23 protein-coding genes are annotated in these 26902 nt (G+C 67.3%); 14 read left to right on the forward strand and 9 right to left on the reverse strand.

Annotated features, from left to right (window positions below; translation table 11 throughout):
* Positions 1 to 14: 14 nt before the first annotated feature.
* Positions 15 to 797 carry an SDR family NAD(P)-dependent oxidoreductase gene (locus AC50X6_RS00425; RefSeq protein ID WP_494964364.1) on the forward strand — a complete coding sequence of 261 codons (783 nt, stop codon included), beginning with the start codon at positions 15 to 17 and terminating at the stop codon, positions 795 to 797.
* A 179-nt stretch (positions 798 to 976) separates the two neighbouring features.
* Here the strand turns inward: AC50X6_RS00425 and AC50X6_RS00430 are convergent, their stop codons facing one another.
* Positions 977 to 2578 carry an MFS transporter gene (locus AC50X6_RS00430; protein ID WP_494964365.1) on the reverse strand — a complete coding sequence of 534 codons (1602 nt, stop codon included), beginning with the start codon at positions 2576 to 2578 and terminating at the stop codon, positions 977 to 979.
* Between the two features lie 357 nt (positions 2579 to 2935).
* Here AC50X6_RS00430 and AC50X6_RS00435 point away from each other — a divergent pair, with 357 nt between their 5' ends.
* The 5 genes from AC50X6_RS00435 to AC50X6_RS00455 all read left to right on the forward strand — a co-directional run bounded on the left by AC50X6_RS00435 (position 2936) and on the right by AC50X6_RS00455 (position 5927).
* Positions 2936 to 3184 carry a hypothetical protein gene (locus AC50X6_RS00435; protein ID WP_494964366.1) on the forward strand — a complete coding sequence of 83 codons (249 nt, stop codon included), beginning with the start codon at positions 2936 to 2938 and terminating at the stop codon, positions 3182 to 3184.
* Positions 3185 to 3557: 373 nt separating this feature from the next.
* Positions 3558 to 4091: a hypothetical protein gene (locus tag AC50X6_RS00440; RefSeq protein WP_494964367.1), complete on the forward strand. Its 534-nt coding sequence runs from the start codon at positions 3558 to 3560 to the stop codon at positions 4089 to 4091.
* 155 nt (positions 4092 to 4246) lie between these two features.
* On the forward strand, positions 4247 to 4630 hold the full coding sequence (locus tag AC50X6_RS00445; RefSeq protein WP_494964368.1) for a hypothetical protein: 384 nt from the start codon (positions 4247 to 4249) through the stop codon (positions 4628 to 4630).
* A gap of 268 nt (positions 4631 to 4898) precedes the next feature.
* Positions 4899 to 5354, forward strand: coding sequence for a hypothetical protein (locus AC50X6_RS00450; protein ID WP_494964369.1), 456 nt, complete (start codon positions 4899 to 4901; stop codon positions 5352 to 5354).
* Between the two features lie 315 nt (positions 5355 to 5669).
* Positions 5670 to 5927 (forward strand): hypothetical protein, encoded by a 258-nt coding sequence (locus AC50X6_RS00455; RefSeq protein WP_326968295.1) that lies wholly within the window; start codon positions 5670 to 5672, stop codon positions 5925 to 5927.
* A 146-nt stretch (positions 5928 to 6073) separates the two neighbouring features.
* On the opposite strand, the gene AC50X6_RS00460 is transcribed toward AC50X6_RS00455, so the two are convergent.
* Entirely contained in the window at positions 6074 to 8572 is a 2499-nt protein-coding gene (locus tag AC50X6_RS00460; protein WP_494964370.1) for an ATP-dependent DNA ligase, read from the reverse strand.
* A gap of 40 nt (positions 8573 to 8612) precedes the next feature.
* Between AC50X6_RS00460 and ku the strand changes: the two genes are divergently transcribed.
* Entirely contained in the window at positions 8613 to 9650 is a 1038-nt protein-coding gene (gene ku, locus AC50X6_RS00465; RefSeq protein WP_494964371.1) for a non-homologous end joining protein Ku, read from the forward strand.
* An 82-nt stretch (positions 9651 to 9732) separates the two neighbouring features.
* On the opposite strand, the gene AC50X6_RS00470 is transcribed toward ku, so the two are convergent.
* The 6 genes from AC50X6_RS00470 to AC50X6_RS00495 all read right to left on the reverse strand — a co-directional run bounded on the left by AC50X6_RS00470 (position 9733) and on the right by AC50X6_RS00495 (position 16091).
* Entirely contained in the window at positions 9733 to 10233 is a 501-nt protein-coding gene (locus AC50X6_RS00470) for an SRPBCC family protein (protein WP_494964372.1), read from the reverse strand.
* Between the two features lie 840 nt (positions 10234 to 11073).
* Positions 11074 to 11352 (reverse strand): HPr family phosphocarrier protein, encoded by a 279-nt coding sequence (locus AC50X6_RS00475; RefSeq protein WP_494964373.1) that lies wholly within the window; start codon positions 11350 to 11352, stop codon positions 11074 to 11076.
* A 70-nt stretch (positions 11353 to 11422) separates the two neighbouring features.
* Entirely contained in the window at positions 11423 to 13462 is a 2040-nt protein-coding gene (locus AC50X6_RS00480; RefSeq protein WP_494964374.1) for a PTS fructose transporter subunit IIABC, read from the reverse strand.
* Positions 13463 to 13464: 2 nt separating this feature from the next.
* Positions 13465 to 14451: a 1-phosphofructokinase family hexose kinase gene (locus tag AC50X6_RS00485; RefSeq protein ID WP_494964375.1), complete on the reverse strand. Its 987-nt coding sequence runs from the start codon at positions 14449 to 14451 to the stop codon at positions 13465 to 13467.
* Complete coding sequence (locus AC50X6_RS00490; protein ID WP_494964376.1) at positions 14448 to 15251, reverse strand: DeoR/GlpR family DNA-binding transcription regulator; 804 nt, start codon at positions 15249 to 15251, stop codon at positions 14448 to 14450. Before AC50X6_RS00490 ends, AC50X6_RS00485 begins: the two co-directional genes overlap by 4 nt.
* 576 nt (positions 15252 to 15827) lie before the next feature.
* Positions 15828 to 16091, reverse strand: a complete 264-nt coding sequence (locus AC50X6_RS00495) for a DUF6458 family protein (protein ID WP_494964377.1) — start codon at positions 16089 to 16091, stop codon at positions 15828 to 15830.
* A 311-nt stretch (positions 16092 to 16402) separates the two neighbouring features.
* Here AC50X6_RS00495 and AC50X6_RS00500 point away from each other — a divergent pair, with 311 nt between their 5' ends.
* The 4 genes from AC50X6_RS00500 (at position 16403) to AC50X6_RS00515 (ending at position 21923) form a co-directional block, all read left to right on the forward strand.
* Entirely contained in the window at positions 16403 to 17623 is a 1221-nt protein-coding gene (locus AC50X6_RS00500) for a beta-ketoacyl-[acyl-carrier-protein] synthase family protein (RefSeq protein ID WP_494964378.1), read from the forward strand.
* A gap of 9 nt (positions 17624 to 17632) precedes the next feature.
* On the forward strand, positions 17633 to 18250 hold the full coding sequence (locus AC50X6_RS00505) for an alpha/beta hydrolase (RefSeq protein ID WP_494964379.1): 618 nt from the start codon (positions 17633 to 17635) through the stop codon (positions 18248 to 18250).
* 523 nt (positions 18251 to 18773) lie between these two features.
* Positions 18774 to 19502 carry an HAD family hydrolase gene (locus tag AC50X6_RS00510; RefSeq protein ID WP_494964380.1) on the forward strand — a complete coding sequence of 243 codons (729 nt, stop codon included), beginning with the start codon at positions 18774 to 18776 and terminating at the stop codon, positions 19500 to 19502.
* Positions 19503 to 19592: 90 nt separating this feature from the next.
* Complete coding sequence (locus AC50X6_RS00515) at positions 19593 to 21923, forward strand: glycoside hydrolase family 65 protein (protein ID WP_494964381.1); 2331 nt, start codon at positions 19593 to 19595, stop codon at positions 21921 to 21923.
* Positions 21924 to 21980: 57 nt separating this feature from the next.
* Here AC50X6_RS00515 and AC50X6_RS00520 read toward each other — a convergent pair whose 3' ends face one another.
* Entirely contained in the window at positions 21981 to 23372 is a 1392-nt protein-coding gene (locus AC50X6_RS00520) for an MFS transporter (protein WP_494964382.1), read from the reverse strand.
* Between the two features lie 226 nt (positions 23373 to 23598).
* On the opposite strand from AC50X6_RS00520, the gene AC50X6_RS00525 reads away from it, so the two are divergent.
* The 3 genes from AC50X6_RS00525 to AC50X6_RS00535 all read left to right on the forward strand — a co-directional run bounded on the left by AC50X6_RS00525 (position 23599) and on the right by AC50X6_RS00535 (position 26848).
* Positions 23599 to 24972: an NAD-dependent succinate-semialdehyde dehydrogenase gene (locus tag AC50X6_RS00525; RefSeq protein WP_494964383.1), complete on the forward strand. Its 1374-nt coding sequence runs from the start codon at positions 23599 to 23601 to the stop codon at positions 24970 to 24972.
* A 182-nt stretch (positions 24973 to 25154) separates the two neighbouring features.
* Positions 25155 to 26108, forward strand: a complete 954-nt coding sequence (locus AC50X6_RS00530; protein WP_494964384.1) for a hypothetical protein — start codon at positions 25155 to 25157, stop codon at positions 26106 to 26108.
* Positions 26099 to 26848, forward strand: coding sequence for a LamB/YcsF family protein (locus AC50X6_RS00535; RefSeq protein WP_494964385.1), 750 nt, complete (start codon positions 26099 to 26101; stop codon positions 26846 to 26848). The genes AC50X6_RS00530 and AC50X6_RS00535 overlap by 10 nt, the downstream gene beginning before the upstream one ends.
* The last annotated feature ends 54 nt before the right edge of the window (positions 26849 to 26902 follow it).

Below are 26902 nucleotides of genomic sequence, written 5' to 3' on the forward strand. Positions count from 1 at the left end.
GCTAGGCTGGCGTTATGACTCCACACAACACGGCCCCTGCCGCCACCACCGCCCTGATCACCGGAGCATCGGCGGGCATCGGGGCGGAATTCGCCCGCCAACTCGCGGAGCAGGGACACAACGTGATCCTCGTGGCGCGCGACGCGGCCCGGCTCCGGGCGCGGGCGGAAGAGCTGACACAGCGCTATTCCGTCCGGGCCGAGGTGCTCGCCGCAGACCTCGCGGACGACGGCGGGGTGGCCGCCGTCGTCGCACGGCTCACCGACCCGGCGCGTCCGGTGGAGATCCTGGTCAACAACGCCGGGATCGGGCTGCTGCACTCGTTCGCGGACAACAGCATCGCGGACGAGACAAGGCACCTCAAGCTGCATGTGGAGACCGCCATGCAGCTCACACACGCGGCCCTGCAGGGCATGCTCAGCCGGCAGTCCGGCCGGATCATCGACGTCGCGAGCGTCGCGGCGTACCTGCCCCGGGGAAGCTATTCGGCTGCCAAAGCGTGGCTGGTCAGCTTCTGCCGCTGGGCAAACCTCGCCTACTCGAAGCAAGGCATCATGGTGACCGCGGTCTGCCCAGGCTTCACCCACACCGAATTTCACGACCGGATGGGCATGGACAAGAGCGCGGCCCCGCGCTGGATGTGGCTGCGGGCCGAGCGTGTGGTCCGGGAGGGCCTGGCCGACAATGCCCGCGGCAAAGCGGTGTCCATCCCGACCAGGCGGTACAAAGTCCTGATTGCGGCCGTCCGGGTGCTCCCGGACAGGCTCCTGGCAGGACCGCCCCGGCGCGCCAAATAGGCGCCGGTGTGTCAGACAGATTGCACGGTTAGCGTCCGGACGCGCCAATGGCCCGCCCGGCGTGCTTCCCCAATGGGTAAAACACGGCAGGCGGGCCTCTTTGGCGGGGCTGTACTACAGAGTCCGGGTTAGCCGGAACGGATCAGGGTGATCCGGGCCGTGCTGCCAGAACGGCAAGCTCAGGCCTGGGCCGGAACCTTTTCGGGTTCGCGGACCGCCGCTGAGTCTGCCGCTGCTGCGGCAAACGGCATGTCCATGTGCTCCAAGTCGATCAGCGGGTTCTCGTCCTGGTTCGCGACGAGCTCCCTGGCCTCAGCCTGGGTGTCCACGCTGGGCATGGAACCCGGCAGTGGGCGCCGGGCCGATTCCTTCAGGAAGTAGATCGCCACGGCACCAATCGCCGAGGTGGCCATCAGGTAGTAGGCCGGCATCATGTCGTTGCCGGTGGCGCCGATGAGGGCGGCGACGACGAACGGCGTGGTGCCGCCGAAGATGGCTACGGAGAAGTTGTACGCGATGCCCATGGCGCCGTAACGGCTCGCCGTCGGGAACTGCGCGGGCAGGGCCGAAGCCAGGTTGGCGACGTAGAACGTCACTGGGAAGGCCACCAGGGCGAGACCCAGAAGGGTGGACCAGACGGATCCGACGCCGATCAGCAGAAAAGCGGGGATAACCAGCACAATGGTGCTGCCGGCCCCGATCCAGAGCACGGGGCGGCGCCCGATACGGTCGGAGAGCTTACCGGTGAGCGGAATGCAGAGGCTCATGATGACCAGCACCGGGATGGTCAGCAGGGTGCCGTGGACGGGGTCGTAACCTTTGGACTCCGTAAGGTATGTCGGCATATAGGACGTCAGGGCATAACCGGCGGTATTCGCCGCTGCCACCAGGATCATGGCGACGATGAGCGAACGCCAGTAGGCCTTCACAATCCCTACCGGGCTCTTAGAGGCGGCGGCGTCGCTGGCGCTGGCGTCCTTGGAGGTTTCTTCCTGGGCGTCCAGGGTCGCCTGGAACTGCGGGGATTCCTCAATCTTGTTTCGGAAGTAGATAGCGATCAGTCCCAGCGGGCCGGCAACCAGGAACGGGATGCGCCAGCCCCACTCCTCCATGGCGCCTTGACCCAGGGTCAGTTGCAGCACGGAGACGAGGGCGGCGCCCAAGGCGAAGCCGAGGTAGCTGCCCATGTCCAGGAAGCTGGCGAAGAAGCCGCGGCGTTTGTCCGGGGCATATTCACTCACGAAGGTGGTGGCGCCGGCGTACTCGCCGCCGGTGGAGAAGCCCTGGACGAGCTTGAGGACAACCAAGAGCGCTGCCGCCCAGATGCCGATCTGCGCGTAGCCCGGCAGGAGGCCGACAGCAAAGGTGCTTGCGGCCATGAGCATCAGCGTGGCCGCAAGAACTTTCTGGCGGCCGATCTTGTCGCCGAGCCAGCCGAAGACGACGCCACCGAGGGGGCGGGCGATGAAGGTGGCGGCGAAGGTTCCCAGCAGGAACAGGGTCTGGACGGACTTGTCCGCTTCCGGCAGGAACACCGGTCCCATGGTGGTGATCAGGTAGCCGAAGACGCCGACGTCGTACCATTCCATGGTGTTACCCACAATGGTGCCGCCGAGTGCTTTCTTAAGCATCGGCTGGTTGACGACGTTGACGTCGGACTCCTTGAGTCGACGGCGCGTCCGTGGCTTTGATTTTCTCACACCCTTGGGTGCAACTTGGTTGGTTCCGCTGGCGTCCAGGACGCCTGCTGAAGAGTCGGTGGTGCTTCGGTCTTTGGGCATTTGGGCGGCTCCTATGGAGGTCATTTGCTTGCGACTTGTAGCTGCCCCGCTCCGGGCAGGCTTTCAATTTTACGCGATTTCTATGGAATTTCCGAGTTCGGTGCCGTATCATCCGCTATTTTGGCCCGGATCGGTGCCGATCGGCCGAATTCTTTTCCGCTGTTTCGCCGCCCCATTGCTAGGAAGCGGCGGCGTTCCCGGCGCCGACGACAAACTTTTTGCCGCGAAGGCCCCCGGGAACCGGATTCGGGCCTCATTCGGGGCTTCCTGCGGCGTCCGGAATGCACTTAGGGTTGGATCGTTTAGGGTTGAATCCAGCGCAGCGCTGATGAGAAGCCACACACAGGAGAGCAGTCCATGACGGGCAAAGACACCGAAAAAAGCAGCGAGACCAATAGTGAACCCGGGGCCGAGGCCAAGGACGGCAAGCCGGGGACGCAGGAGGAGCAGGGGAAAGGCATCAAATCCCGCCTGACGGATGCGCAGAAGGAAATGCTCGCAAGCAAGTCGCGGGGCGGAGCCGGGTCGCAAAGCGTGGGCCACAGCCACAAGCCCACCCACGTCAGCGGAAAGCAGGGCCCGGCGGAAAAGAAAGTCCGCTGGTAGTTGCTACAGACCGTGGATTTGATCGCTCTTTGGCGGCGTTTTGTGATCGCTTGGCGCCGCCTTCAGGGAGGACGCGACGCGGCTAGTTCTTGAGTGCCGGCGGCCGCCTATAGAACAGCTAGAACAGCCGCTTATGAGATGTCGCCCGGGATGCGAAGGCGAGCACGTTCGGGGTGGATCGCCCGGGCCCTGCGGTGACACTGCCAATCACAGCGCACTCGGAATCGAACCGCAGGAGGAATCCGATCCAGTGACCGGGAGATTTCGTGTCGTAGGTCCCACACGAAGGACATGTCGGCGGTTGCAGGTGAATGCGGCAAGTTCAACCATAGGAGGGATGACACATGCCAGGCAGGACAGACAGACTGGACGCATGACGACGACTGCCGACCGAAAGCCACGGCTCGACCATTCCACGAAAGCGCCGCGCTGGGCGTTGTGGGTTGCCCACTCCGTTCCCCTCTGCGTGCTGCCCTCCGGATTGTGGCGTCTCGCGATGAGCATTGGTATCCCCGTTGGCTTCAGCGACGCCGTGCTGCGCGAGGACTACGATTTGCCTGGCTGGGGCGCCGTGTACACGATTGGCCTCGCTGTGCTGCTTGAGTGCCTCGCTCTTCTCACCCTCGGCCTCGTCTGCCGCTGGGGGGAGGTCGTCCCGCAGTGGATCCCCCTCATCGGCGGAAAGCCCGTCCCTCGGATGGCGGCGGTCATTCCGGCCGGAATTGGCGCGGTCCTGATCACAATGATCACGTTCAGCCAGCTCTTGGTGTGGGACAAAGTCGACAGCACCGGCCTTCCTCTGATGGGGCTTACCTACGCCCCCGTCATCGCCTGGGGGCCGCTTCTCGCCGTGGTCACCGTCGCCTACTTCGTTCGGCGCGGCAAGACCACACCCTCACTCTCCTAGCAGGTGGATAAGCCCGAAAGCCGGAGGGTCGACCGGGACGCGCGAACGACCGATCAGCGCTGGCCTCACTACGGGGACCATGTTGATGGCGGGTGGCTACGGAGTAGCTCCGCAGTGACTGTTCCGCAGTGTCATTTGGGTGTTATTGTGGGGTCATGAGCATTTCAACGACCATCATCGCGGGGCACAACGAGACCGCCCGCATGGACATCCACGAACTTGTACGGCGATTGAACAGCCACCTCGGCCCCCTCTTGGTGGCCGCCCTGGCAGGTTCGAAAGACAAGAAGCTTCCGCACAAGTGGGCGAAGCCGGACGGTCCGACCCCCGGTCCGGCCTTCCAGAAGCGTCTGCAGTTGGCGCACCGCGTCTGGATCTCCATTGCAGACGCCGAGAGCGAAGCCATCGCGCGCGCTTGGTTCATCGGTGGAAATCCCTTCTTGGGCGAAGACACCCCGATCACCGCGATCCGCGAAGACCGGCACAAAGAAGTCCTCCAGGCACTGACGGCGTTCCTCGAGGACAGGCAGGACGTTTGAGCGGAAAGCAGTGTACAAAAACGGGTCTGTGGATCCTGGACGACTTCCGGTCCGGACGCCGGGTCGCCACCACCAACCGTGGTGCCCTGGATCCGCCTGAGCGCCTGAGCGCCTGAGCGGTGATGACCCGGCAGGCTAGAGCCGCTATGACACGCCGGGTTCCACTGTCTACATTTCCGACAACGACGAGATCGCCTTCGCCGAGGTGCTGTCCGGGTATGCCCTGAAGCTTGGCGCCAAGCACCCGATGCAAAAGGATGCCGACTTCATGGGGATGACCCTGGACGATTACGTCAAGGGCGTCAAAGTTGACTGGGGCAACCAGATCAAGATGGGCTGCCTGCCGCGGCACTGGCGCGACCGGCGCAACATCTATCTGCTCACCCTGGGCGACGCAGGCTGGTGGGTCGACGTCGAACACCCTGACTCCATCGCAGCCATAGGGGGCGGCCTCGGCGAGAAGCTCAACGATGTACTCGGCGTCTCCCAACTGACGCTCGGCGTCCTCCACGGTGAGAACCGGGCGGCGACGACCATGATCGCCACGTGGATCCGTGAGCAGGTCCTGGATGACGGCAGTCTGCCGTTGGGCACCGGTTCGAGAGCAAACACGGCGGGGGAGATTATTGGGCGTACTGGCTGCGCCGCCGGGACGATGGCCTGGACGGCGACGGAATGGCCTCCAAATCGGTCGCCGAGATTCGGGCAGACAATTCCGCTCTAACGACCGTGGCGAAACGCTTCGGCATCCAGGTCTGGTAGACGGAGCGTGATCACTCCCTCTGATCCGGCGCAACCGCAGCAGTTCCAGGACTTCCTCTCTGCCGTGCTCCAGGGCGGATCGTCAACCGAAGTGCCCGACCGGGCCTGGGCCACCGGGTCAATGAGGAGTATCCGTCAGCTCCACAGCTACAGACAACTCACCCGTGCCGACCTACCATGGTTGAACGCTTCATCTTACGGCGGTAACGCACGGCTTCTTGGTTAGTACAGCGTTTGTCGGCAAAAGCGTTTATTGGTACGGCGGAAGGGAAGAGCAATGGCGGAACACCATGCCGGAGACGGGATTGAGCCCGGGGTGGCCAGTCATTTGGCTGAATCGATGGATGATGCCCCGGGGCCGGAGACCACACGCCCCGCGCCGCCCACGCCGTCCGATGGCCAGCAGTGGCCGGACGGAAACGGCAAACATCGGCATCCCAAGGAACACGACGTCAAGCACGGGCGGCCGGGACAGGGTGCCGCGGTGAACGCGGTCCACCGGATCACCCCGCCGGACACGCCGCACTCTTCCTAGGAAAAGGCCACTTCCGTCCTGACTCTCCCCAGCCGGGGCGGAAGGAGTGATAGGTCCGGGACATCCCAAACGGGATGTCCCGGGCTTCGCTTTGTCCCTGCCTTGGCGGCCCCCCCTGATGGCCGGCCTCCCCCACGGCCGGCCCTTCAGCCCTCCTCGAGCACGACGTCGGCCGGGTCCTTGTCCGGCCGCCAGCCGCGCCAGACCGGGTGCCGGAGCTTCCCGCTGCCGGTCCATTCGCCGTAGGTGACCTCGCCGACGAGCGTGGCGCTCACCCAGTGCGCGTCCGAGGCGTCGGCCGCCGGCATCTCGGCGAAGGGGGAGGTCTTGCGGGGCAGGGCATCGAGTTTCTGCCGCAGTTCCTTGAGTTCGCGGGTGCTGAAGCCGCTGCCCACCCGCCCTACGTACCGGAGCTTCGGACCGTCCGGGATCCCCAGCAGAAGCGAACCCACAGACTGCTCGCGCTCGCCCTTCCCCGGCCGCCAGCCGCCGATCACCACTTCCTGGGTCCGCTCAAATTTAAGCTTGAGCCAGGACCGGCTCCGCGCACCGACGTAGCGGCCGTCCGTGCGCTTGGCCATCACGCCTTCCAGCCCCAGCTCCTCGGCGCTTTCCAGGATGCTGCGGATGTCGCCGTCGATCACGTCAGAGAGTTCCGCCGGGCAGCCGGAGGGGTGGAAAAACCGTTCGAGGCCCGCCCGGCGTTCGCTGAGAGGCAGGCGGCGGAGGTCTCTTCCGCCGTCGGCCAGCAGGTCGAACAGCATCAGCCGCACCGGCGTGGACGCCTGTGCCTTCGCGACGTCGGCGGATCTGATGAGTTTCATCCGGCCCTGCAGCAGCCCGAAATCGGGACGCCCGGCCGGCCCGACGGCGATGATCTCGCCGTCGGCAATGAAGTCCTGCTCCGGCCAGCAGGAGCGGTCCGTCAGCTCCGGGTAGCTGGCGGACATGTCTTTGCCGTTGCGGCTGATGAGGCGAATCCTGTCCGCGTCACCCACCACCAGGGCGCGCACGCCGTCCCACTTCAGTTCAAACTGCCAGTCCTTGTCCGGCAGGTCCGCTGTGGTTCCGGAGCTGGCCAGCATGGGGCTGACGTCCGCCAGGTCCGGGGCAGGCTGCACCGGGCCAACGTCCCCGCTTACCGGGACGGCCGCCGCCGGATGTCCCGGTTTCGACCACTCGTTGTCCATCAGGTGGATGAGCCACTGGTCGCCGCCGCGGCCGGTGTGGATCAGGGCGAAGCGGCGGGTGCCGCCGAGGCCGCCGTCGTCTGGCCCCGTGAGGGTGGCGATGACTTCCTTGCCGGCGATCCACTTTTCGCATTCGTAGTAGCCGTGGTCCCAGATGCTGACGCTGCCGGCCCCGTACTGGCCCTTCGGGATGGTGCCCTCGAAATCCGCGTAGTCCAGCGGGTGGTCCTCGGTCTGGACCGCCAGATGGTTCGTCGTTTTGCTGGTGGGGACGCCCTTGGGCAGCGCCCAGGACACCAGCACGCCGTCGCGCTCCAGCCTGAAGTCGAAGTGCAGGCGGCTGGCGTGGTGTTCCTGGATAACGAACTTCTCCCGGCGGGTGCCGCCGTCGGGTTCCCGGTGCCGCTCGGCCGTGAACGGCTCCGGGGTGGCACCCGCGTTCCGCTTGGTGCGGTATAGCTCCAGCCGGGAGTCTGAGCCGCCGCCGCCGCCGCCGCCGTCGTCGTCCGGACCGGCAGACGGCGAACCGGGGGCCTGGCTGCCCGGATGCTTTCCGCCGGAGATGGCGGCGAACGGGTCCTTCCCGGCCCCCACCCGCTGCGCTACCTCCCGGTAGTCCAGCTGCTGCAGGGACGGGGCACCGAGTTCGCGCCAGGTCCGGGGCGCCGCCACCAGGGGCCTGGGCCGCCCGCGGAGGGAATAGGGGACGATCGTGGTCTTCGCGGCGCTGTTCTGGCTCCAGTCCACCAGGACCTTGCCGGTGCGCAGGGTCTTCTTCATGTCGCTCACGGCCAGGTCCGGATGGTCGGCCTCCAGCGAACGCGCCAGTTCATGGGCGAACTCCGAGATCTGCTCTGAGCTGCGCGTCCCGTCCAGGGCTGCGTAGAGGTGGATGCCCTTGCTGCCGCTGGTCACCGGAACCGGGTCCAGGCCAACGTCCTGCAGGATGGCGCGGGCCAGCCTGGCGACCTCCGCGCACTCCGCCAGCCCGGCGCCCTCGCCGGGGTCCAGGTCCAGCACCAGCCGGTCCGGCGGTAGTTGGTTGCCGCGGGAATCCACACGCCACTGCGGCACATGGAGCTCCAGTGCGGCGATCTGCGCCAGCCAGGCAAGCGTGGCCGGATCATTGACCAGCGGGTACTGGATGGTGCGCTCCTTGTGCTTGATGGAAGCGCGCGGCACCCAGCCGGGGGTCGAGTCGTCCAGGTTCTTCTGGAAGAACATCTCACCCGGGGCCGCGGCGGTTCCCACCCCGTGGACCCAGCGTTTGCGGGTGGCCGGCCGGTTGGCGGCTGCCGGGACCAGCACCGGAGCGACGGCGGCGTAGTAGGCCAGGACATCGGCCTTGGTGGTACCGGTCTCCGGGTACATGACTTTGTCCAGGTTGGTCACCACGATTTCGCGGCCGGCAACCCGGACCCGCTGTTTGCCGTTGGACGGCGGCTTCTCAGGCAAGGCTCTTCACCTCCGCGCAACTGTGAGGTTCACTTGATCCATGAGAGCCATCTGGAAAGGCGCAATAGCGTTCGGGCTGGTCAACGTGCCCGTCAAGGTCTACAGCGCGACCGAAGATCACGACATCAGCCTGCATCAGGTCCACAACGCCGACGGCGGCCGGATCCGCTACCAGCGCCGCTGTGAGGTCTGCAGCAAGATCGTGGACTACGAGGATATCGACAAGGCCTACGAGGAGGAGGGCCGCACCGTGGTCCTCAGCCGGGAGGAGCTCAAGTCCATCCCGGCCGAGAACAGCCACGAGATCGACGTCGTGCAGTTCGTCCCGGCCGAGCAGCTCGACCCCGTCACGTTCGAGAAGAGCTACTACCTCGAACCGGACTCCAAATCGCCCAAGGCGTACACGCTGCTGCGCCGGGCCCTGGAGGACACGGACCGGGTGGCCATTGTCCAGTTCGCCCTGCGGGAGAAGACCCGGCTGGGGGCCCTGCGGGTCCGCGGCGACGTGCTGATGCTGCAGGCCCTGTTGTGGGCCGACGAGGTGCGGGAGGCCAGCTTCCCGTCGCTGGAAACGTCCATCCGGATCTCCGCCCAGGAACGGGAAATGTCCGCGGCCCTGGTGGACTCGATGGCTGCCGATTTCGAGCCGGATCAGTTCACCGACGACTACCAGGCCCAGCTCCGCACCCTGATCGAGGCGAAACTGGACAAGGGCGAGTCGCTCGACACCGAGGAGACCTTCGGGACGCCCGCCGCCGAATCCGGCGACGGCGAAGTAATCGACCTGATGGAAGCGCTCAAGCGGAGCCTGGCGAAGAAGCGCGGAGGTGGCGCGGCTTCCGCGGCCGCTTCCGCCGCAGGCAAGACGGCTGCCAAGCCGGCCGCCGAGCCCGCCGCGGCCAAGACGGCTGCCAAGCCCGCCGCGAAGACGACGGCGGCCAAAGCCGGATCCGGCACCGCCAAGGCCGCGCCGAAGACCGCCGCGACAGCATCCAGCCCGAAAGCAGCCAGCCAGAAGGCGGCCGCCTCGAAGGCGGCACCCCTGGCTGCCGCGAAAAGGACGCGCAAAGAGGCCTGACTCCGCAGGGGACCGGCCGGCGGCCATCGGGATCAGGAGTTCCTGAGCACGGAAATGAGCTCGCTTTTCTTCTGTGGCATGGCTACCTTGGCCGCTGGTGGTCCGAGCTGCCGGCGTCGTCGTCGACTTCCCCCTGCTCGACGGAAGAGCGCCACTCGCCGGTTTCAATACCGCGGGATTCGATGAACTCCTTGAAACGTCCGAGGTCCGCCGTGACCTGGCGGCTGTCCGCCCCGATCGCGGAGCCTGCTTTCTCCACGAGGCCCTCGGGATCCCATTCCAGCTCCACGGTGACCCTGGCGCGCTCCGCGCCGAGGGGCTCGAACGTCACCGTGCCTGCGTTGCGGGGCTTGTCCGTGCTGACCCAGGCGATCTTCCGGTCGGGGGTTTGCTCAGTGATCTGGGCGAGGTAGTCGCGCCTGACCCCGGCAATGTCGGTGCGGAACTGGAGGGAGGTCTCGTCGATCTGCTCCACCGATTGGACGCCCTTCATGAATTCCGGGAAGGTTTCGAACTGGGTCCACTGGTTGTAGGCGGTTGACACCGGAACATCCACTTCAACGCTTTCCTGCACGCTTGCCACGGGGTTGCCTCCTCCGGACGGGTACTCATTCTGCGGCGCCCCGGGTGGAAGTGCCGCGAATTCCAAACTATCGGCGCGGGAGTGCTGTGACAAGCACGTACTAAGGTTGCTTATCGACATTTCGGACGGCGCCATTCGCGGCTGCATCGCCGGCCGGGCCGGCGGCCGTCAAGGAGATCGCGGGACGGGCTTGACCCACCATTAGACACCTCCGGCCGCCGGGGTGGACGGGAGTATCGGGGGACATGTCCAGTCTTCGTGCCGGGGAGTGGGCAGATTGGGACTATGTCCAGCCGTGGATCTGGGCGCGGGGCATGTCCAGTCGGGGTGGACGGGAGTATCGGGGGACATGTCCAGTCTTCGTGCCGGGGAGTGGGCGGATTGGGACTATGTCCAGCCGTGGATCTGGGCGCGGGGCATGTCCAGTCGGGGTGGACGGGAGTATCGGGGGACATGTCCAGTCTTCGTGCCGGGGAGTGGGCGGATTGGGACTATGTCCAGCCGTGGATCTGGGCGCGGGGCATGTCCAGTCGGGGTGGACGGGAGTATCGGGGGACATGTCCAGTCTTCGTGCCGGGGAGTGGGCGGATTGGGACTATGTCCAGCCGTGGATCTGGGCGCGGGGCATGTCCAGTCGGGGTGGACGGGAGTATCGGGGGACATGTCCAGTCTTCGTGCCGGGGAGTGGGCGGATTGGGACTATGTCCAGCCGTGGATCTGGGCGCGGGGCATGTCCAGTCGGGGTGGACGGGAGTATCGGGGGACATGTCCAGTCTTCGCGCCGCTGTCCGGCCCATCCCCCGCGGGGACAGGACCGGACGGCGGCCGCAGGCCAGGCCGCTATTCGGCGTCGTGGTCCGTTTCGAGAACCTGGACCAGACGCTCGAGGGCGACGTCGGCGCCGTCGCCCTCGGCGCGCAGCACCACAACCTCGCCGTGCGATGCGCCGAGGCTCATCAGGGACAGGATGCTGGCGGCGTCCATGGCCTCGTCTTTCGGTTCGCCCAGCCGGGCGATGGTGATTTCGAGATCGAACTCGCCTGCGGCCTCGGCAAAGATGGCGGCCGGGCGGGCGTGCAGCCCAACGCGGCTGGCAATGGTGGCGTTGCGTTCGGTCATTTCTGCTCCTTGTGTATCAAAACGAATGTCAGCCGGGGAATGATCGCCGGAGAAGATTTCATGGACCGGCTCAGACGGCAACGCGAACCGGTTCCACCGTATCAACGGTCTTCTTGACCGCCCAGCGCTTGAGCGCGATCACGGCCAGCGCGCTTACAACGGTGCCGGCGATGATCGAGATCACGAACATCAGCAGGTTGCCAATGGCGAAGAACACGAAGATACCGCCGTGGGGGGCCTGCGAGGTGACGCCAAAGGCCATGCTGAGAGCACCGGTGAGGGCGCCGCCCACCATGCTGGCCGGGATGACACGCAGCGGGTCGGCCGCGGCGAACGGGATGGCACCTTCGGAGATGAAGGAGGCGCCCAGTAGCCAGGCAGCCTTGCCGTTCTCGCGCTCGGCCAGGCTGAAGAGCTTCTTGTCCAGGACGGTGGCCAGAGCCATCGCCAGCGGCGGGACCATGCCGGCAGCCATCACGGTTGCCATGATCTGCCAGGGCGCCTGGTTAACGGCGCTGCCGGCGCTTAGGCCGGCCACAGCGAAGGCATAGGCCACCTTGTTGACCGGACCACCGAGGTCAAAGCACATCATGAGGCCAAGGATGATTCCCAGCACCACGGCGGATGCGCCGGTAAGGCCGGACAGCCAGTTGTTCAGCCATACGGTGATCGCGGCGATCGGTCCACCCAGGGCCAAGAACATCAGGCCGGAGGCAAAAATGGAGGCAAGCAGCGGAATGATCACCACAGGCATCAGGCCGCGGAGCCAGCGCGGAACTTGGAGCCGGCCGATGACGTGCGCGATGTAACCGGCGAGCAGGCCGCCGACGATGCCGCCGAGGAAGCCAGCGCCCATGAATCCGGCAACCGCACCGGCAACGAAGCCGGGGGCGATGCCGGGGCGGTCGGCGATCGCGTAGGCGATGTAGCCGGCCAGCGCCGGGACCAGGAAGCCCATTGACAGGGCGCCGATCTTGAAGGCAACGGTGCCCAGGTAGAGGGCGAGGTTGCCGTCGGGGAGATTGAACAGGGTGCTATCGGCCAGGATGTCATTGGCTTTTGTGCCCAGAGCGATGTCGAAACCGGCGAGCAGGAAGCCCAGTGCTATCAGCAGGCCGCCGCCGGCGACGAACGGGATCATGTAGCTGACGCCGGTGAGTAAGGCCTTCTTGAGCTTCTGGCCGATGTGTTCGCCCTGTTCCTCGGCGTCGTGCTGGGCCTGCTCCTCGGCGCCATAGTGGGGAACCCGGCGGGCGTGCGGGTTGTCGGCCGCGGTGAGGGCTTCCTGGATCATCTTCGCGGGTTCGTCGATGCCGCGCTTGACGGGCGCGTTGATGACCGGCTTGCCGGCGAAGCGCTCCTTGCCGCGAACGTCGACGTCGACGGCGAAGATCACGGCGTCGGCTGCGGCGATGACGGCGGGGTCCAGCGGCTTGGCGCCGGAGGAACCCTGGGTCTCGACCTGGAGGTCCACGCCGGCTTCCTTGGCTGCGGCCACGAGTGAATCGGCGGCCATGTAGGTGTGGGCAATGCCGGTGGGGCAGGCGGTGACGGCCACGAGCCGCTTCGGCTCCCCGCTCCCGGAGCGTGCGGCCCCGGCTGTGGAGATGGCTGGCACCGCAGCGCCGGCCGGAGCCGCGGACGCGTGGGCGGCCGGTTTGTCCGCCAGTGCACCCTCGACCAGCGCCACAACTTCCGCCGGCGACTTCGCGGCGCGCAGGGCGGCGGTGAAGTCCTTCTTGATCAGGGACCGCGCCAGTCTGGAGAGGAGCTTGAGGTGCTCCTGATCCGCGCCTTCGGGTGCCGCGATGAAGAAAATCAGGTCCGCGGGGCCGTCTTTGGCGCCAAAGTCGACCGGCCGGGAGAGCCGCGCCATGGCCAGGGTTGGTTCGGTGACCGCCGTCGAGCGGCAGTGCGGGATGGCGATGCCGCCGGGGACGCCGGTGGCGGTCTTGGACTCCCGGGCGAAGGCGTCGTTGAAGAGGCCTTCGGCTTCGGTGGCGCGTCCGCTGGCCGCAACTTTGCCAGCCAGGTGCCGGATCACGTCCGCGGGCGAGCTGCCCAGGTTCTGGTCGAGGTCGACCAGTTCGGTGGTAATGAGTTGAGTCACTGTCAATCCTTCCGGAGGGCCGTGATGGTTACGGCATCGGGGGTGGTTTGGTGGACTGCCGGGACTGTGGAGCCCGGCAGCGAAGCGGCGGCGGCGCCGTGGGCCACCGCCTGACGGAGGCAATCGGCCGGGGCGGCGCCCCGGCTGGAGGCGAGCAGGTAGCCGGCAAGCGAGGAATCGCCGGCGCCTACCGTGCTCACGGCAATGACCGGCGGGTGCGTGGCCAGCCACGCGCCGTCGGCCGTCACAAGCAGCGCACCCTTGGAGCCGAGTGTTGCCAGCACGGCGCCCACTCCGGAACGCACGACGGCGGCGGCGGCCGCCGCGGCAGCCGCCGGATCCGCTTCGAGCTCCTCGGCGGATTTGTGCGTGGCGAATCCGGCTGCGGCAGCCAGCTCCGCCAGTTCTTCGGCATTGGGCTTTAGCAGGTCCGGTGTCCCAGCTGCGTCGCCGGAGATGGCGGCGGCGAGCGGTCCGCCGGAGGAGTCGACGGCGATGAGGGGCGCCTCGTTGCCGTGATCCATGGCGCGCAGCCGCCGGGTGACGGTCGCGTAAAAGTCGGCCGGGACCCCGGGCGGGAGCGAGCCGGCCAGGACCACCCAGCTGGCACCGCGGGAGTGGTCCAGCAGCAGCCCGATCAGGGCCTCTAGCTGGTCCGCACTCAGTACCGGGCCGGGTTCGTTGATCTTGGTGGTGACCCCGCCGGGCTCGGTGAGCGCCACGTTGGTGCGCAGCGGCTCCCCGATGGGGAGGGCGGCAAAGGGGACGTCGCCCTCCCGCAGCCCGGCGAGGACAGGATCGGCTTCGGCGCCAGGCAGCACGGCGATGGTCGTGAGCCCCGAGGCGACGAGGGCGCGGGACACGTTGACTCCCTTGCCCCCGGATTCCTGCCGGACCGAGACAGCACGTTGGACTTCGCCGCGGAGCAGGGGTCCGGACAGGGCCACAGTGCGGTCCAGACTCGGGTTGGCGGTCAGGGTGACTATCATGCGACCACCACCTCGACGCCGGCGTCCGCCAGGGCGTCGGCCAGCTCCTGGCTGGGATTCGTGTCAGTGATCAAGGTGTCCAGATCTTTCAACGAGGCGAACTGGACTAGAGTTTCGGCGTCCAGCTTGGAGGCATCAGCCAGCACCACAATGCGGCGCGCTGATTGGACGAAGGCAGCCTTGACAGCGGCTTCTTCAGGATCGGGAGTGCTCAGCCCGAAAGTTGCATGGATGCCGTTGGTGCCGATAAAGGCGATGTCGGGACGGATCCGACGTGCGGCTTCCACGGTGGACTGGCCAACGGCGGCCTGGGTGATGCCGCGGACCTTGCCGCCCAGCAGGTGCAGGGCGATGCCGGGTTCGCCGGACAGTTTGGCCGCGATGGGCAGCGAGTGGGTGATGACCACCAGTTCGGCGCCGGGCTCCGAGCCGGCGGCAGTTGCGGCCGTCCGGACGGCCAGGAGTGCCGCGAGGGCCTCGGTGGTGGATCCGGCGTCGATCAGGATGCTGCCGGTGCCGTCCCGCGGGATGAGCGCCAGGGCGGCCTCGGCAATCCGGGTCTTTTCCGGCTGCCGTTGGACGATCCGCACCAGGATGCTTTCCTCGTTGGTGCTGAAACGATCCGCGGACACGGCCCCGCCGTGGACCCGGCGCACGCTGCCGGCTGTTTCAAGGGCGGCGAGGTCTCTGCGGACGGTTTCGGTGGTGATGCTGAAACGCTCCGCGAGATCCGTGACGCTGGCACGGCCGCTGCCGGCAATGAGCCCCACGATCAGCTGTTGGCGTTCCTCGGCGAACACTGGCTCTCCCTTGCGTCAGTACTGCGGACCGTCCTGCCGCCTCAGTGATAGCCATCACACGAAGTGGAGTTGCTTGACTTTATCTTTGGATATGTGGCTTTGTCAATGGAAAGCAACAGAAACGAAGAATAGTTTGCCCGTTCCGCGGGGGACATGTCCATTTTTCTCGCCGGGGAATGGGCGGAGTGGGATTATGTCCAGCCTTGGTCCTGAGCGCGGGGCATGTCCTGCCGGGGCGGACGGGAGCAGCGGGGGACATGTCCATTTTTCTCGCCGGGGAATGGGCAGAGTGGGATTATGTCCAGCCTTGGTCCTGAGCGCGGGGCATGTCCTGCCGGGGCGGACGGGAGCAGCGGGGGACATGTCCATTTTTCGCGCCGGGGAATGGGCAGCGTGGGACTATGTCCAGCCGTGGTCCTGAGCGCGGGGCATGTCCCGCCGGGGCGGATGGGGCGGGCAGGGTGGACGGAGTCGGCCAGCCTTGGCCTAAATGCCGGAAGCCGGGCCGGACCTCACGGTCCGGCCCGGCTTCCGGGTGGTTCGCTCCGGCGCCCGAGGGTGCCGTGGATCCAGGGCTTAGATACCGGCGTCCCGGCTCTCGTTCCGGGTGATGGTCTCGCCCGTGTTGGGGTCGACGACGGAGCGGGATTCGCTGACCCGGCGGGTGCGGCTGCGGCCGGGGGAAGCCAGGACCAGGGAGGCGATCAGCCCGATCACGCCGACCGCTATCAGAATGTAGCCGACCATTGTCTGGTCGACGTTTGGGATCAGGCCCGGGGTAATGGCCCAGGCGAGGATGGCGCCGAGGGCGATGAGGAAAATAGAGGAACCGATTCTCACGACTTGCTCCTTTTGTCCGGTGGGACGGTGGGTGTTGCTAAGCATGCTGTCCAACGTCACGCTACAGCCCGATACCTGGCGTTTCAACGCTTTCTGACTGCGCCCCGCCGGGGAAATCCTGCGTGCCGACGGCCACCGTCTGCCTTTCTGCGCCGATTCCCGGCACCCGACCCTGCGCCCGACCCCGTAGCGAAGTCTGTGGCGTGCCCGGCGCGGCGGGCGGCACGTATTCTTAAAGGGGGCCTGGCATTAGTCCTTTAAGCACGCCCGCCCTCGCACTCCCGGCGGGCCTCACAGAAGCATGGTTGGCAATGTCTGAAATTATCCCCAGGGTTGTCGTTACGGGATTGGGTGCGGTGACCCCGGTGGGCGGCACCACCGACGAGACGTGGTCCGCGCTGTTGGCCGGGCGCTCCGGAATCGCGGCGCTCGACGATGACTGGGCGCAGGGACTGCCTGTCCGGATGGCCGGCCGGGTGACCGCGGACGTCGCTTCGCAGCTCTCCACCCCCGAATACAAGAGGATGGACCGGTGCGGACACCTGGCGCTCATTGCTGCCAGGGAAGCGTGGGAGCAGGCCGGCCGCCCGGATGCCGACCCGGAGCGCCTGGCGGTGGTGATCGGCTCCGGCTATGGAGGCCTGGACACCACGCTGGAGCAGGCCAGGACTCTTGATTCCAGCGGCCCCCGCCGGGTCTCCCCGCACACCCTCACCCGGATCATGACCAACGCCCCGTCCGCCTGGGTCTCCATGGACATCGGCGCCAAAGGCGGTGCACGGACTCCGGTGAGCGCGTGCGCCTCGGGGGCGGAAGCCATCTCCCAGGCGGCGGACATGATCCGGGCCGGGTCCGCGGACGTGGTCATTGCCGGCGGTGTGGATGCCTGCATCAACGGCCTGATCATCAGCGGATTCGCGCAAATCCGGGCGCTGTCCACGCGGAACGATGACCCGCTGTCCGCATCGCGGCCCTTCGACCGGGACCGGGACGGCTTCGTGCTGGCCGAAGGCGCCGCGATCCTGGTGCTGGAACGCGAAGACCATGCCGTCGCCCGCGGCGCCGAAATATTGGGCGTCGTCGCCGGGACCGCGGTGACGTCCGACGCCGTCGACATCGTCGCTGCTGATCCGGCCATGCAGCGCCGCGTGATGGAAAAAGCAATTGCCGCGGCAGGACTCACGCCGGAGGACATCGGCCTGGTCCACGCCCACGCGACCTCCACCCCGGTGGGGGACCGTCTGGAAGCGGAAGCCATCAAGGCCGTCCTCGGAAAGCGGGTTCCGGTCACGTCAACGAAGTCCCTCACCGGGCATCTCCTCGGCGGCGCCGGAGCGCTCGGGGCTCTCGTGGTGGTCCAGGCGTTGCGGACCGGAGCGTTCCCGGGCACGCGCAACCTCGAAGACCCGGACGACGGTATGGAGCTCAATCTCAGCCAGGAAACAGTCGCAGGCCTCCCTGCCAGGGCAGGCCTGGCCAACGCCTTCGGCTTTGGCGGCCACAGTACCGCCCTGGTGATCACCGAAAGCTAGGCTGTTCCGATGGAGACAGTCGTCTGGTCAAAGCCGGAACACGAACGCGCCGGCACGCCGCTGCTGGTCATGATGCACGGCTACGGCACCGACGAATCCCGGATGGTGAAACTCTTTGACAGCCTGCCGTCCGGGTTCAGCTGCGCCGCGCTGCGCGGCCCCAAGGAGATCGGCGACCACTCCGGCTGGTTCCTGCTGGACTACTTCCTGACCCATGACTTCGCGGACGTCATTGCGTCCACGAACGCCGTGTTCAGCTGGATCGACACCGTCAGAGCGAAGCACAGCAGCGTGAGCCTGCTGGGCTACTCGCAGGGCATGGCCATGGCCAGTACCCTGCTGCGCCTGCGGCCCACTCAGTTCCGGGCCGTCGTCGGGCTGTCCGGGTTTGTCCTGGACAACGAACTCCTGGCCCTGAGCGAATCGTTCGAGACGCCGCCGCCGTTCTTTTGGGGGCGGGACAAGGACGATGTGGTCATCAACGCCGCCGCCACGGAACACACCGAGGAATGGCTACACGGGCACACCCAGCTCACGGCGCGCAGCTATCCCGGAATGGGGCACTCCATCTCCAAGGCCGAGCTTGTGGACGTCAGCGCTTTCCTGCGCTATTACGCGCTACGCTGAGCAGGGCTCCTGGCCGGAGAGTCCCTTCGGGCACCAGGATCCGATGATCCTTCGCCATTCGTCCACTTGCGAGCCAATTTTGCCGGCCTTTATACTCGAATTCGGCTATGTTTACGGCCGACGACGACCGGGGGAGGAAAGGGCAGGCCCCCGTGCTGCAGGCTAAGGCTGTGCTGCAGGCCAAGACCCCGCGCCTTACCGTCCAGGCCCGAATCAATGCGGACACCGCACCCCCTGGCGCCAGAGCTGCCGCCGCGAACCTCGAGAGTTGCGACGCAGCCGCCCTCCGTACGCACCTGAACTCCCCGCGCAGCTTCGTGCCCCCGCGCAAGGACCTGCAGGACCGTACACGGGTCAACGCCAAAGCACCCGCCAGGGCCGGCCGCGGCCCGCACAATATCACCCCAAGTGTGCCTACGACGTCACCCCGGTGCGCCGATGGCCGGCGCCCCGCCGCCTTCCGCCCCCACGCATCCGGATGCCCACCGATCCGGATGCCACCGTCTGAAAGGACCTTCGACCCATGACTGAGCTTCCCGACGCGAGCTGGACCGGCGCCTCCGCCATACTCTTTGACCTCGACGGCGTCCTGACCCCCACCGCGATCGTGCACGAGCGCGCCTGGCAGGAACTCTTCGACGGCTTCCTGCAGACGATCCCCGAGGCCGCAGGCTACCGCGAGAGCGACTACTTCGACCACATCGACGGCAAACCCCGCTTCGACGGCGTCCGCGACTTCCTCGCGTCCCGCGGCATCGTCCTGCCGGAGGGCCCGCCGGACGACGATCCCGCTCATAACACGGTCCATGGCCTGGGTAACCGCAAGAACAGGGTCTTCAACGACATCGTGGAAGCCGGCGGAGTGAAGCCATACGACGGTTCCGTGCGCTTCATCGACGCCGTGCTGGCCCGCGGACTCAAGCTCGCCGTCGTCTCCTCCTCCCGCAATGCCCCGGCCGTCCTCAAGGCAGCCGGACTCTCTGGCTACTTCCCGGTGGTGGTGGACGGCGTCGTCGCCGTGGCCGAAGGGCTGCCCGGCAAGCCCAGCCCGGCCACCTACGACTACGCGGCCCGGCTGCTGGGCCTGCCCGGCGAGGAATGCGTCGTCGTCGAGGATGCCGTCTCGGGTGTTCAGGCCGGAAGTGCGGGGAGCTTCCACTCGGTGATCGGCGTGGACCGGGGAGCGGGGCGGCAGACACTGCTCGACGCCGGCGCCACCGTCGTGGTCAACGACCTCGCCGAACTGCTCTAGCTCCGCACTCACCGCACGACTTCTTGCCGCACGACCAGCACCGCAGCACCTCTCCGCACTGCTTTTACCGCCCCAAAGGAATCCCCAACCATGGCCCTCATCACCTCTGACCGCGCCCGGTTCCCCAACGACCCCTGGCAGCTCGTCGAGACCGTCCACGTCCCCGGCAACGCGGGCACCCTGGAAACGCTCTTCAGCCTCGGCAACGGACACCTGGGCATCCGCGGCGCGCACTGGGCGGCCGCCGACGCCGATCTGCCGGGCAGCTTCATCAACGGCTTCCACGAGACCTGGGACATCAAGCACGCCGAAAATGCGTACGGCTTTGCCCGCACGGGCCAACGGATCCTCTACATCCCGGACGCGAATAACTTCACCGTGGTCATCGACGGTGAAACGCTGAGCCTCGACGAATCCACCGTGCTGGACTACCGGCGCAGCGTTGACTTCACTACCGGCATCTACGAATGCCGGATCACCTGGCAGTGCCGCTCCGGCGCTACCGTGACCACCACGGAACGACGCGCCGTCGGCTACCAGACCCGCGGGGCGCTGGGCATCTCGCTGGAGCTCGCCGCGGACCGCGAGATCTCCGCGGACGTGACGTCCTCCGTGATCAACCGCCAGGACCAGCCGGTGGAGGACCACTCGGCGCATGACCCGCGCCGATCCGGCCGGCACGCCGGACGTGTGCTGCTGCCGCTGCGCCTCGACGGCGGCGACGGCTCGCTGCGCCTGTCCTGGGAAACCGCCGAGTCCCGGCAGCGCATCGGCATGGCCGTGGACCACTGGACGTCCGCGGGACTGCAGCCCTTCGACACCCTGGTGCACGAGGATGACAGCAGCGTCCGCTACGTCCTGGCTGTCGGCGCGGACCAGCCGTTCGTGCTGGAAAAGAGCGTCAGCTACGCCGTCGGACAGTCCTCGGCGGACCTGGCCGACGACGCCGAAGCCGGACTCAAGCCGATCGCGGAGATCTTCGCCGAAAGCACCGCGCACTACCGCGACTACTGGACCACGAGCGACATCGTGCTGGCCGGCCAGGCCGGGCTTCAGCAGGCTGTCCGCTGGAACCTGTTCCAGCTGGTCCAGGCCACGGCGTGCGCGGACGTCGCCGGCATCCCGGCCAAGGGCGTCAGCGGCTCCGGCTACGACGGCCACTACTTCTGGGACCAAGAGGTGTACCTGATGCCGTACCTGACGTACACCTGCCCGGGCAACGCCCGCCAGGTCCTGGAGTTCCGCCATGGGATGCTGCCCGAGGCCAAGATCCGCGCCAAGGAGCTCAGCGTCGACGGCGCCCTCTTCCCGTGGCGGACCATCAACGGCCTCGAGGCCAGCGCCTACTACGCCGCCGGCACCGCTCAGTTCCACATCGCCGCCGCGATCGCCTTCGCCACCAACCGCTACAGCTGGGCCAGCGGCGACCAGGATTTCCAGGAATCCCTCGGCTCCGAACTGCTGGTCGAAACCGCCCGGATGTGGGTCTCGCTGGGCTTCTTCGGCAAGGACGGGCTGTTCCACATCCACGGCGTAACCGGCCCGGACGAGTACACCGCCGTCGTCAATGACAACCTGTACACAAATGTCATGGCGCGCTTCAACCTGCGCGCCGCTGCGGCGCTGGACCACCCGGAGATCGACGACGCCGAGCGCCAGGTCTGGGAGCAGGCCGCCAATCGGATGCAGGTGCCCTACGACGAGGACCTCCAGGTCCACTCGCAGGATAACGACTTTATGACCCTGGAGCCGTGGGACTGGAGTACCCCGCGTTCGCAGTACCCGCTGCTGCTGCATTTCCACCCCCTGGTGATCTACCGGCACCAGGTGCTCAAGCAGGCCGACACCGTGCTGGCCATGTTCCTTCAATGGCAGGACTTCACCGCCGAGGAGAAGCGCCGCGCCTTCGATTTCTACGATCCGATCACCACTGGCGATTCCACCCTGTCCGCGTGCGTCCAGGGCATCATGGCGGCCGAAGTCGGCTACGGCGCGGCCGCGCTGGAGCACTTCACCCACGCGCTGTTCATTGACCTGGACGACACCCACGGCAACACAATCGACGGCGTGCATATCGCCTCCACCGGCGGCGTGTGGAGTTCGCTGGTCAGCGGCTTCGCAGGCCTGCGCGACCAGGGCGCGGTGCCGTACTTCGACCCGCGGCTGCCCGCCGAATGGGACGGACTCGCCTTCCACCTGAAGATCCAGGGCCGGCTGCTGCAGGTCGGGCTGGAACAGGGCGCCATCAGCCTCACGGTCCGCGAAGGCGCCCCGCTGGAGGTCGACGTCCGCGGCGAGCTGATCACCCTGGACCGCGATCCGGTGCGGGTGCCGCTGGCACCCGTGGCAACGCCCGAGCCCACGATCTTCCCCAGCGGACTCCCGACGGCGTCGATCCCGATCGTGCGCGCCGGCGTCTAAGCCGGGCTACAGCAACGCGGGGTCACTTAGCGCCCGTCCGGCGGTCCGGAATGGGCGCTAAGTGACCCCGCGTTGCTTCGGACCGGGCCGCGCCGGGCTCGACGCTTCGGTACCAGCCGGGGTATCGGGGGCGTCGGGGGCGGCCGGGGCGTTATCGCCGCGGTGCAGCGGGTGGGAAATTTCGTCTGCCGGCATCCTCGCCACCAGCATGGCGACCACGGCCATGACGGGGCATACGGTCCCGGCCACGAGGAAGATCAGCCACACCGGCAGGACCTCGGCGGCGGGGCCGGCGAGGGCCATGGAGATCGGCATGAGGGCCAGCGAGACGAAAAAGTCCAGGCTCGAGACCCGGCCCAGCAGATGCGGCGGGACCCGGCGCTGCAGCAGTGTCCCCCAGATGACCATGCCGACGCCGCCGGTGGCGCCGAAAATGAACAGGGCGGCCGCCAGGGCCCAGAAGCTGTCCATAATGCCGACGGCGGCGATTGGCAGGCTGCCCGCACCCCAGCTCACCATCATGACGCTGAGGTAGCGGCGGGGGAGCGGAAACGAGGCGGTGGCCAGCGAGGCTGCGGCTCCTCCGACGCCCATGATCGCGAGCAGGAAGCCGAACATGCGGGAGTCTCCGCCGAGCTGGTCCCGGACCACGAACGGTACCAGGACCTCGATGGGGCCGATCAGGAACAGCACGGAAATGCAGGCCCACAGCAAGGTCCACAGCAGCCACGGCGTCCGGACGGTGTAGCTGACACCCTCGCGGAGATCGTGCAGCAGCGAGGTCTCGTCCCGTGCCTGGCCGGCGCCCTCCTCGCGGGCCGTGCTGCTTTCGCTGTGGGGTGCCGGTGCGGCTGCCGAAGGCCGGCGGCGGAGGAAGTTCAGGATTGAAAAGGCCAGCAGGTGGCAGGCCGCAACCCCGGTGACCGCGTACGCGGGGGACAAGGCCGCCACCAGGATGCCCGCCACTGCCGGACCGGCGGCCTGCTGCAGGATGGGCCGTATGGTGCCCTCCATGCCGTTGGCCGCGAGGAGGTCCTCGGCCGGCAGGATCCGGGGCAGGATGGCCGAGTAGGCGGGGAAGAAAAAGGCCGCCCCGACACCGAGCACAAACGCCCCGAGCGCCAGATGCCAGAGCTGCAGCCGGCCCGCCATGGCCAGCCCGCTGATGGTTGCGATGACGGCCAGGTTGGCGCCCTCCACCGCGATGATCAGGAGCCGCTGCGGCAGCCTGTCCGCCGCGATGCCGCCGGCCAGGACAAAGGCGACTAAACCCACGCTGCCGGCCGCGGCCACGAGGGAGAGTTCCAGCGGGCCTCCGCCGAGGTGGATCACCTCGTAGACCATCGCAACGGCCCACATCCCGGAACCGAAGATGGAGATGGCCAGGGCCGCGATCAGCACCCGGTATTCGCGGTGCGCGAACGGGCGGAGGGCTCTCAATGCGCGCATGGATTCAGTCTAGGTGTCCGGCCAGTTGGAGGAACGGCGGATTTCGATCGCCAAGGACCGGATGGAATAGGCGGCGGACCGTCCGGGTTGCCGCCTAGTAGGACGGGCTACCTCATCGAGACAGCCCGTTCCGACATACTGGGCCCGGACCGCCTTCAAGCTGATCGAATGCGGCGGCCGCGGCACTGATCGAGCTTCAATAGCCAGAAACGGAGATGGTGGATTTATGACTGCCTACAAGACAGTAAACCCCGCAACCGGAGAAACGTTGAAGGAATTCCCGCTCGCGACCGCGGGCGAGGTGGAGCAGGCGCTCGCAGCCTCGAAAGAGGCCTTCGCCGACTGGCGATCGGCCCCGGTGGAGGCCCGCGCCAAGGTCATCGCCCGGGTGGCCGAGCTGTACCGGGAGCGGCGGGACGAGCTGGCCCGGCTGATCGCCACCGAAATGGGCAAACCACTGGCCCAGTCGCGGGGCGAGGTGGGCCTCGTGGCCGACATCTACTCGTACTACGCCGAAGAAGGCCCGTCCTTCCTCCAGGACGAACTGCTGGACGTCAAGGGCGGCGGCGAGGCCGTTGTCCGCTCCGCACCCGTCGGGCCGCTCCTGGGCATCATGCCGTGGAACTACCCCTACTATCAGGTGGCGCGGTTCGCCGCCCCCAACCTGGTCCTCGGCAACACCATTCTCCTCAAACACGCCAGCAGTTGCCCGCAGTCTGCCCTCGCGATCGAGCAGATCTTCAAGGATGCCGGACTCCCGGAGGGCGCTTACATCAACGTGTTCCTGAGCAACGAGCAGGTAGCCGGGGTGATCGCCGATGACCGCGTCCAGGGTGTCTCGCTGACCGGAAGCGAGCGGGCCGGAGCGGCCGTCGCCGAGGTGGCGGGCCGGAACCTGAAGAAGTATGTGCTGGAACTGGGCGGCAGCGATCCGTTCATCGTGCTCGACTCCGGCGACCTCGATGCCACCGTCAAGGCGGCGGTCAGCGGCCGGATGGGCAATGCCGGGCAGGCCTGCACCGCCTCGAAGCGGTTCATCATCCTCGAGGACCTCTACGAGGCGTTTGTGGAGAAATTCACCGCCCGGATGTCCGCGTTCAAACCGGGCGACCCGCTCCTGGCGGACACCCGGTTCGGCCCGCTCTCCTCGCAGAGCGCCGCTGACGGCCTGATCGAACAGATCCAGGACGCCGTGGACAGGGGCGCAACCCTGAGGACCGGCGGACACCACGTCGACGGTCCCGGCGCCTTCGTGGAACCCACCGTGCTCACAGACGTGACCCCGGGCATGCGTGCGTTCTCCGAAGAGCTGTTCGGCCCGGCTGCGGTCATCTACAAGGTGGCCACGGTGGAGGAGGCCATTGAACTGGCCAACGGTTCCCCGTATGGCCTCGGCGGCGCGGTCTTCAGCGCCGACGCAGAGAAGGCCAAGGACGTGGCGGACCGGCTGGACACCGGCATGGTGTTCATCAATTCCGTGGCCGAGACGCAGGCGGACCTGCCGTTCGGCGGGGTCAAGCGTTCCGGCGTCGGGCGTGAGCTGGCACGGTTCGGGATGAATGAGTTCGTCAACAAGAAGCTCATCCGGACCCCGCGCTAACCCCGGCAGGATCCCGCGGGCAGCTGCGGGCGGATGGGCTGCGCCGATCCGCCTTTCAGCTGCCCGCCCCCACCTGGGCGCGCCAATGCGCCGGGCCAGCTTCGCCACGAGCCGTTGACAAACAGCAGTCCATATTAGAGTTAAGGCTCTATTAGCAGTTCCGGTTCCGACGAGAGGCGATGATGGCCAAGCGCAGCAACCCGGCAATGAAGATTGCCCAGCAGACCGCCCACAATGCGATGTTTGATGCACAGGGCCTGCCCAAACAGGGCGTCCACAAAGTGCTCCTGCGGGCCGTTGAAATCCAGCGGCCGTTGATCCTCGCGAACCTCCGACGCCTGCAGAAGAAGCATCCGAACGCCACGGCGGCCCAGCTCGCCGCGAAGCTGGAACGGGACTACCTCATCGCCGTGACCGGTGGCGGCGCGCTCGTCGGCGGATCCGCCGTCGTCCCCGGCATCGGAACCGTGGCTGCCCTGGGCCTTTCAGCGGCCGCCACCGTGGGGTTCCTGGAAGCCACCGCTCTCTTCTCCACCTCCCTCGCCGAGCTGCACGGCGTGCGGATGGTGGACCCGGACCGGGCCAGCACCCTGGTCATGGCCATCATGCTCGGCGAGGAGGGCACCGCCCTGCTGAGCTCCCTGAGCGGCCAGGCCGCCGGGCAGGGCAAGGGGCCCACCCAGGCCTGGGGCTCCCTCTTCGCACGCCGCGTCCCACTGGCCGGCTTCGGCTCGGTACGCGAACGGCTACAGACGATGTTCCTGAAGAGCCTGCTGAAAAAGCAGGGCACGGCACTCCTGGGCCGGGCGCTGCCGTTCGGCATCGGAGCCGTCGTCGGCGGCGTCGGCAACCGGATGATGGGCCGCGCCGTCGTCGCCAACGCCAAGGAAGCGTTCGGACCGATGCCGGACACGATCCCCGGCGAACTGCTGTCCGTCGCCGGGGCCCCCGGCGCGGACACACGCCAGGGTGACGGCCCGGACCCTCACGACGGCGGCGCACCCGGCGCTCACAACGGCGGCGCACCCGGCGCCGGCGAGGACGCCCGCTCCGGCGGCGCCCGTCAGGGCGACGGCCCCCGGAAAGTGGGCCGGGCGAACGGCCAGGGCCACGACGGCGGCACCTTTTGGATCTGAACGCAGCCCTGGGGGAGTCCTTCGGGACCTGGACCATGGGCGACGACGCCGCGATGTTTCCGCTGCTCACGAGTGCCAGCGTGGCCTGCGGGCTGCATGCCGGGGACCCCGTGACCATGCTGGACACCTGCCGGGCCGCGTACGAACTCGACGTCCGGGTGGGTGCCCATCTCGGCTACCCGGACCTGAACGGATTCGGCCTCCGCGCACTGGACATGTCCTTCGACGATCTCTTCGGTGCCGTGCTGTACCAACTCGGCGCGCTGGACGGGGTGGCCCACGCCGTCGGCGCCTCGGTGGACTACGTCAAGGTGCACGGGGCGCTCTACGACCGGACGGTGCACGACGCCGAGCAGGCCTCCGCCGTGATGGCCGCCATCCAGGCCTACGATCCGGGACTGCCCGTCCTGGGCTTCCCCGGCTCGGCGCTGCTCGGTCTCGCCGGGGAAGCAGGCCACCCGGTGTTCGCCGAAGCCTTCGCCGACCGCGCCTACCTGCCGGACGGCACGCTCATGCCGCGCTCGCAGGACGGTGCCCTGCTGCACGACGCCGGCCGGATCGCGGAGAGGGCCGTGCGCCTCGCCACGAAGGGCGAAGTCGAGGCGATCGACGGCACCGTGCTCCGGATGGAACCGGATTCGCTGTGCCTCCACGGCGACACCCCCGGCTCTGTCGCCGTGGCGGCAGCGGTCCGCGCGGCCCTGGAAAGCGCGGGCGTGGAGCTCGACAGTTTCGCCTGAGCCGCGGCTGACGGGCACCATTGCCGGCCCCGTCTGAAGGCTCCAGCAGCCGGC

The sequence above is a fragment of the Pseudarthrobacter sp. HLT1-7 genome (assembly GCF_059383435.1).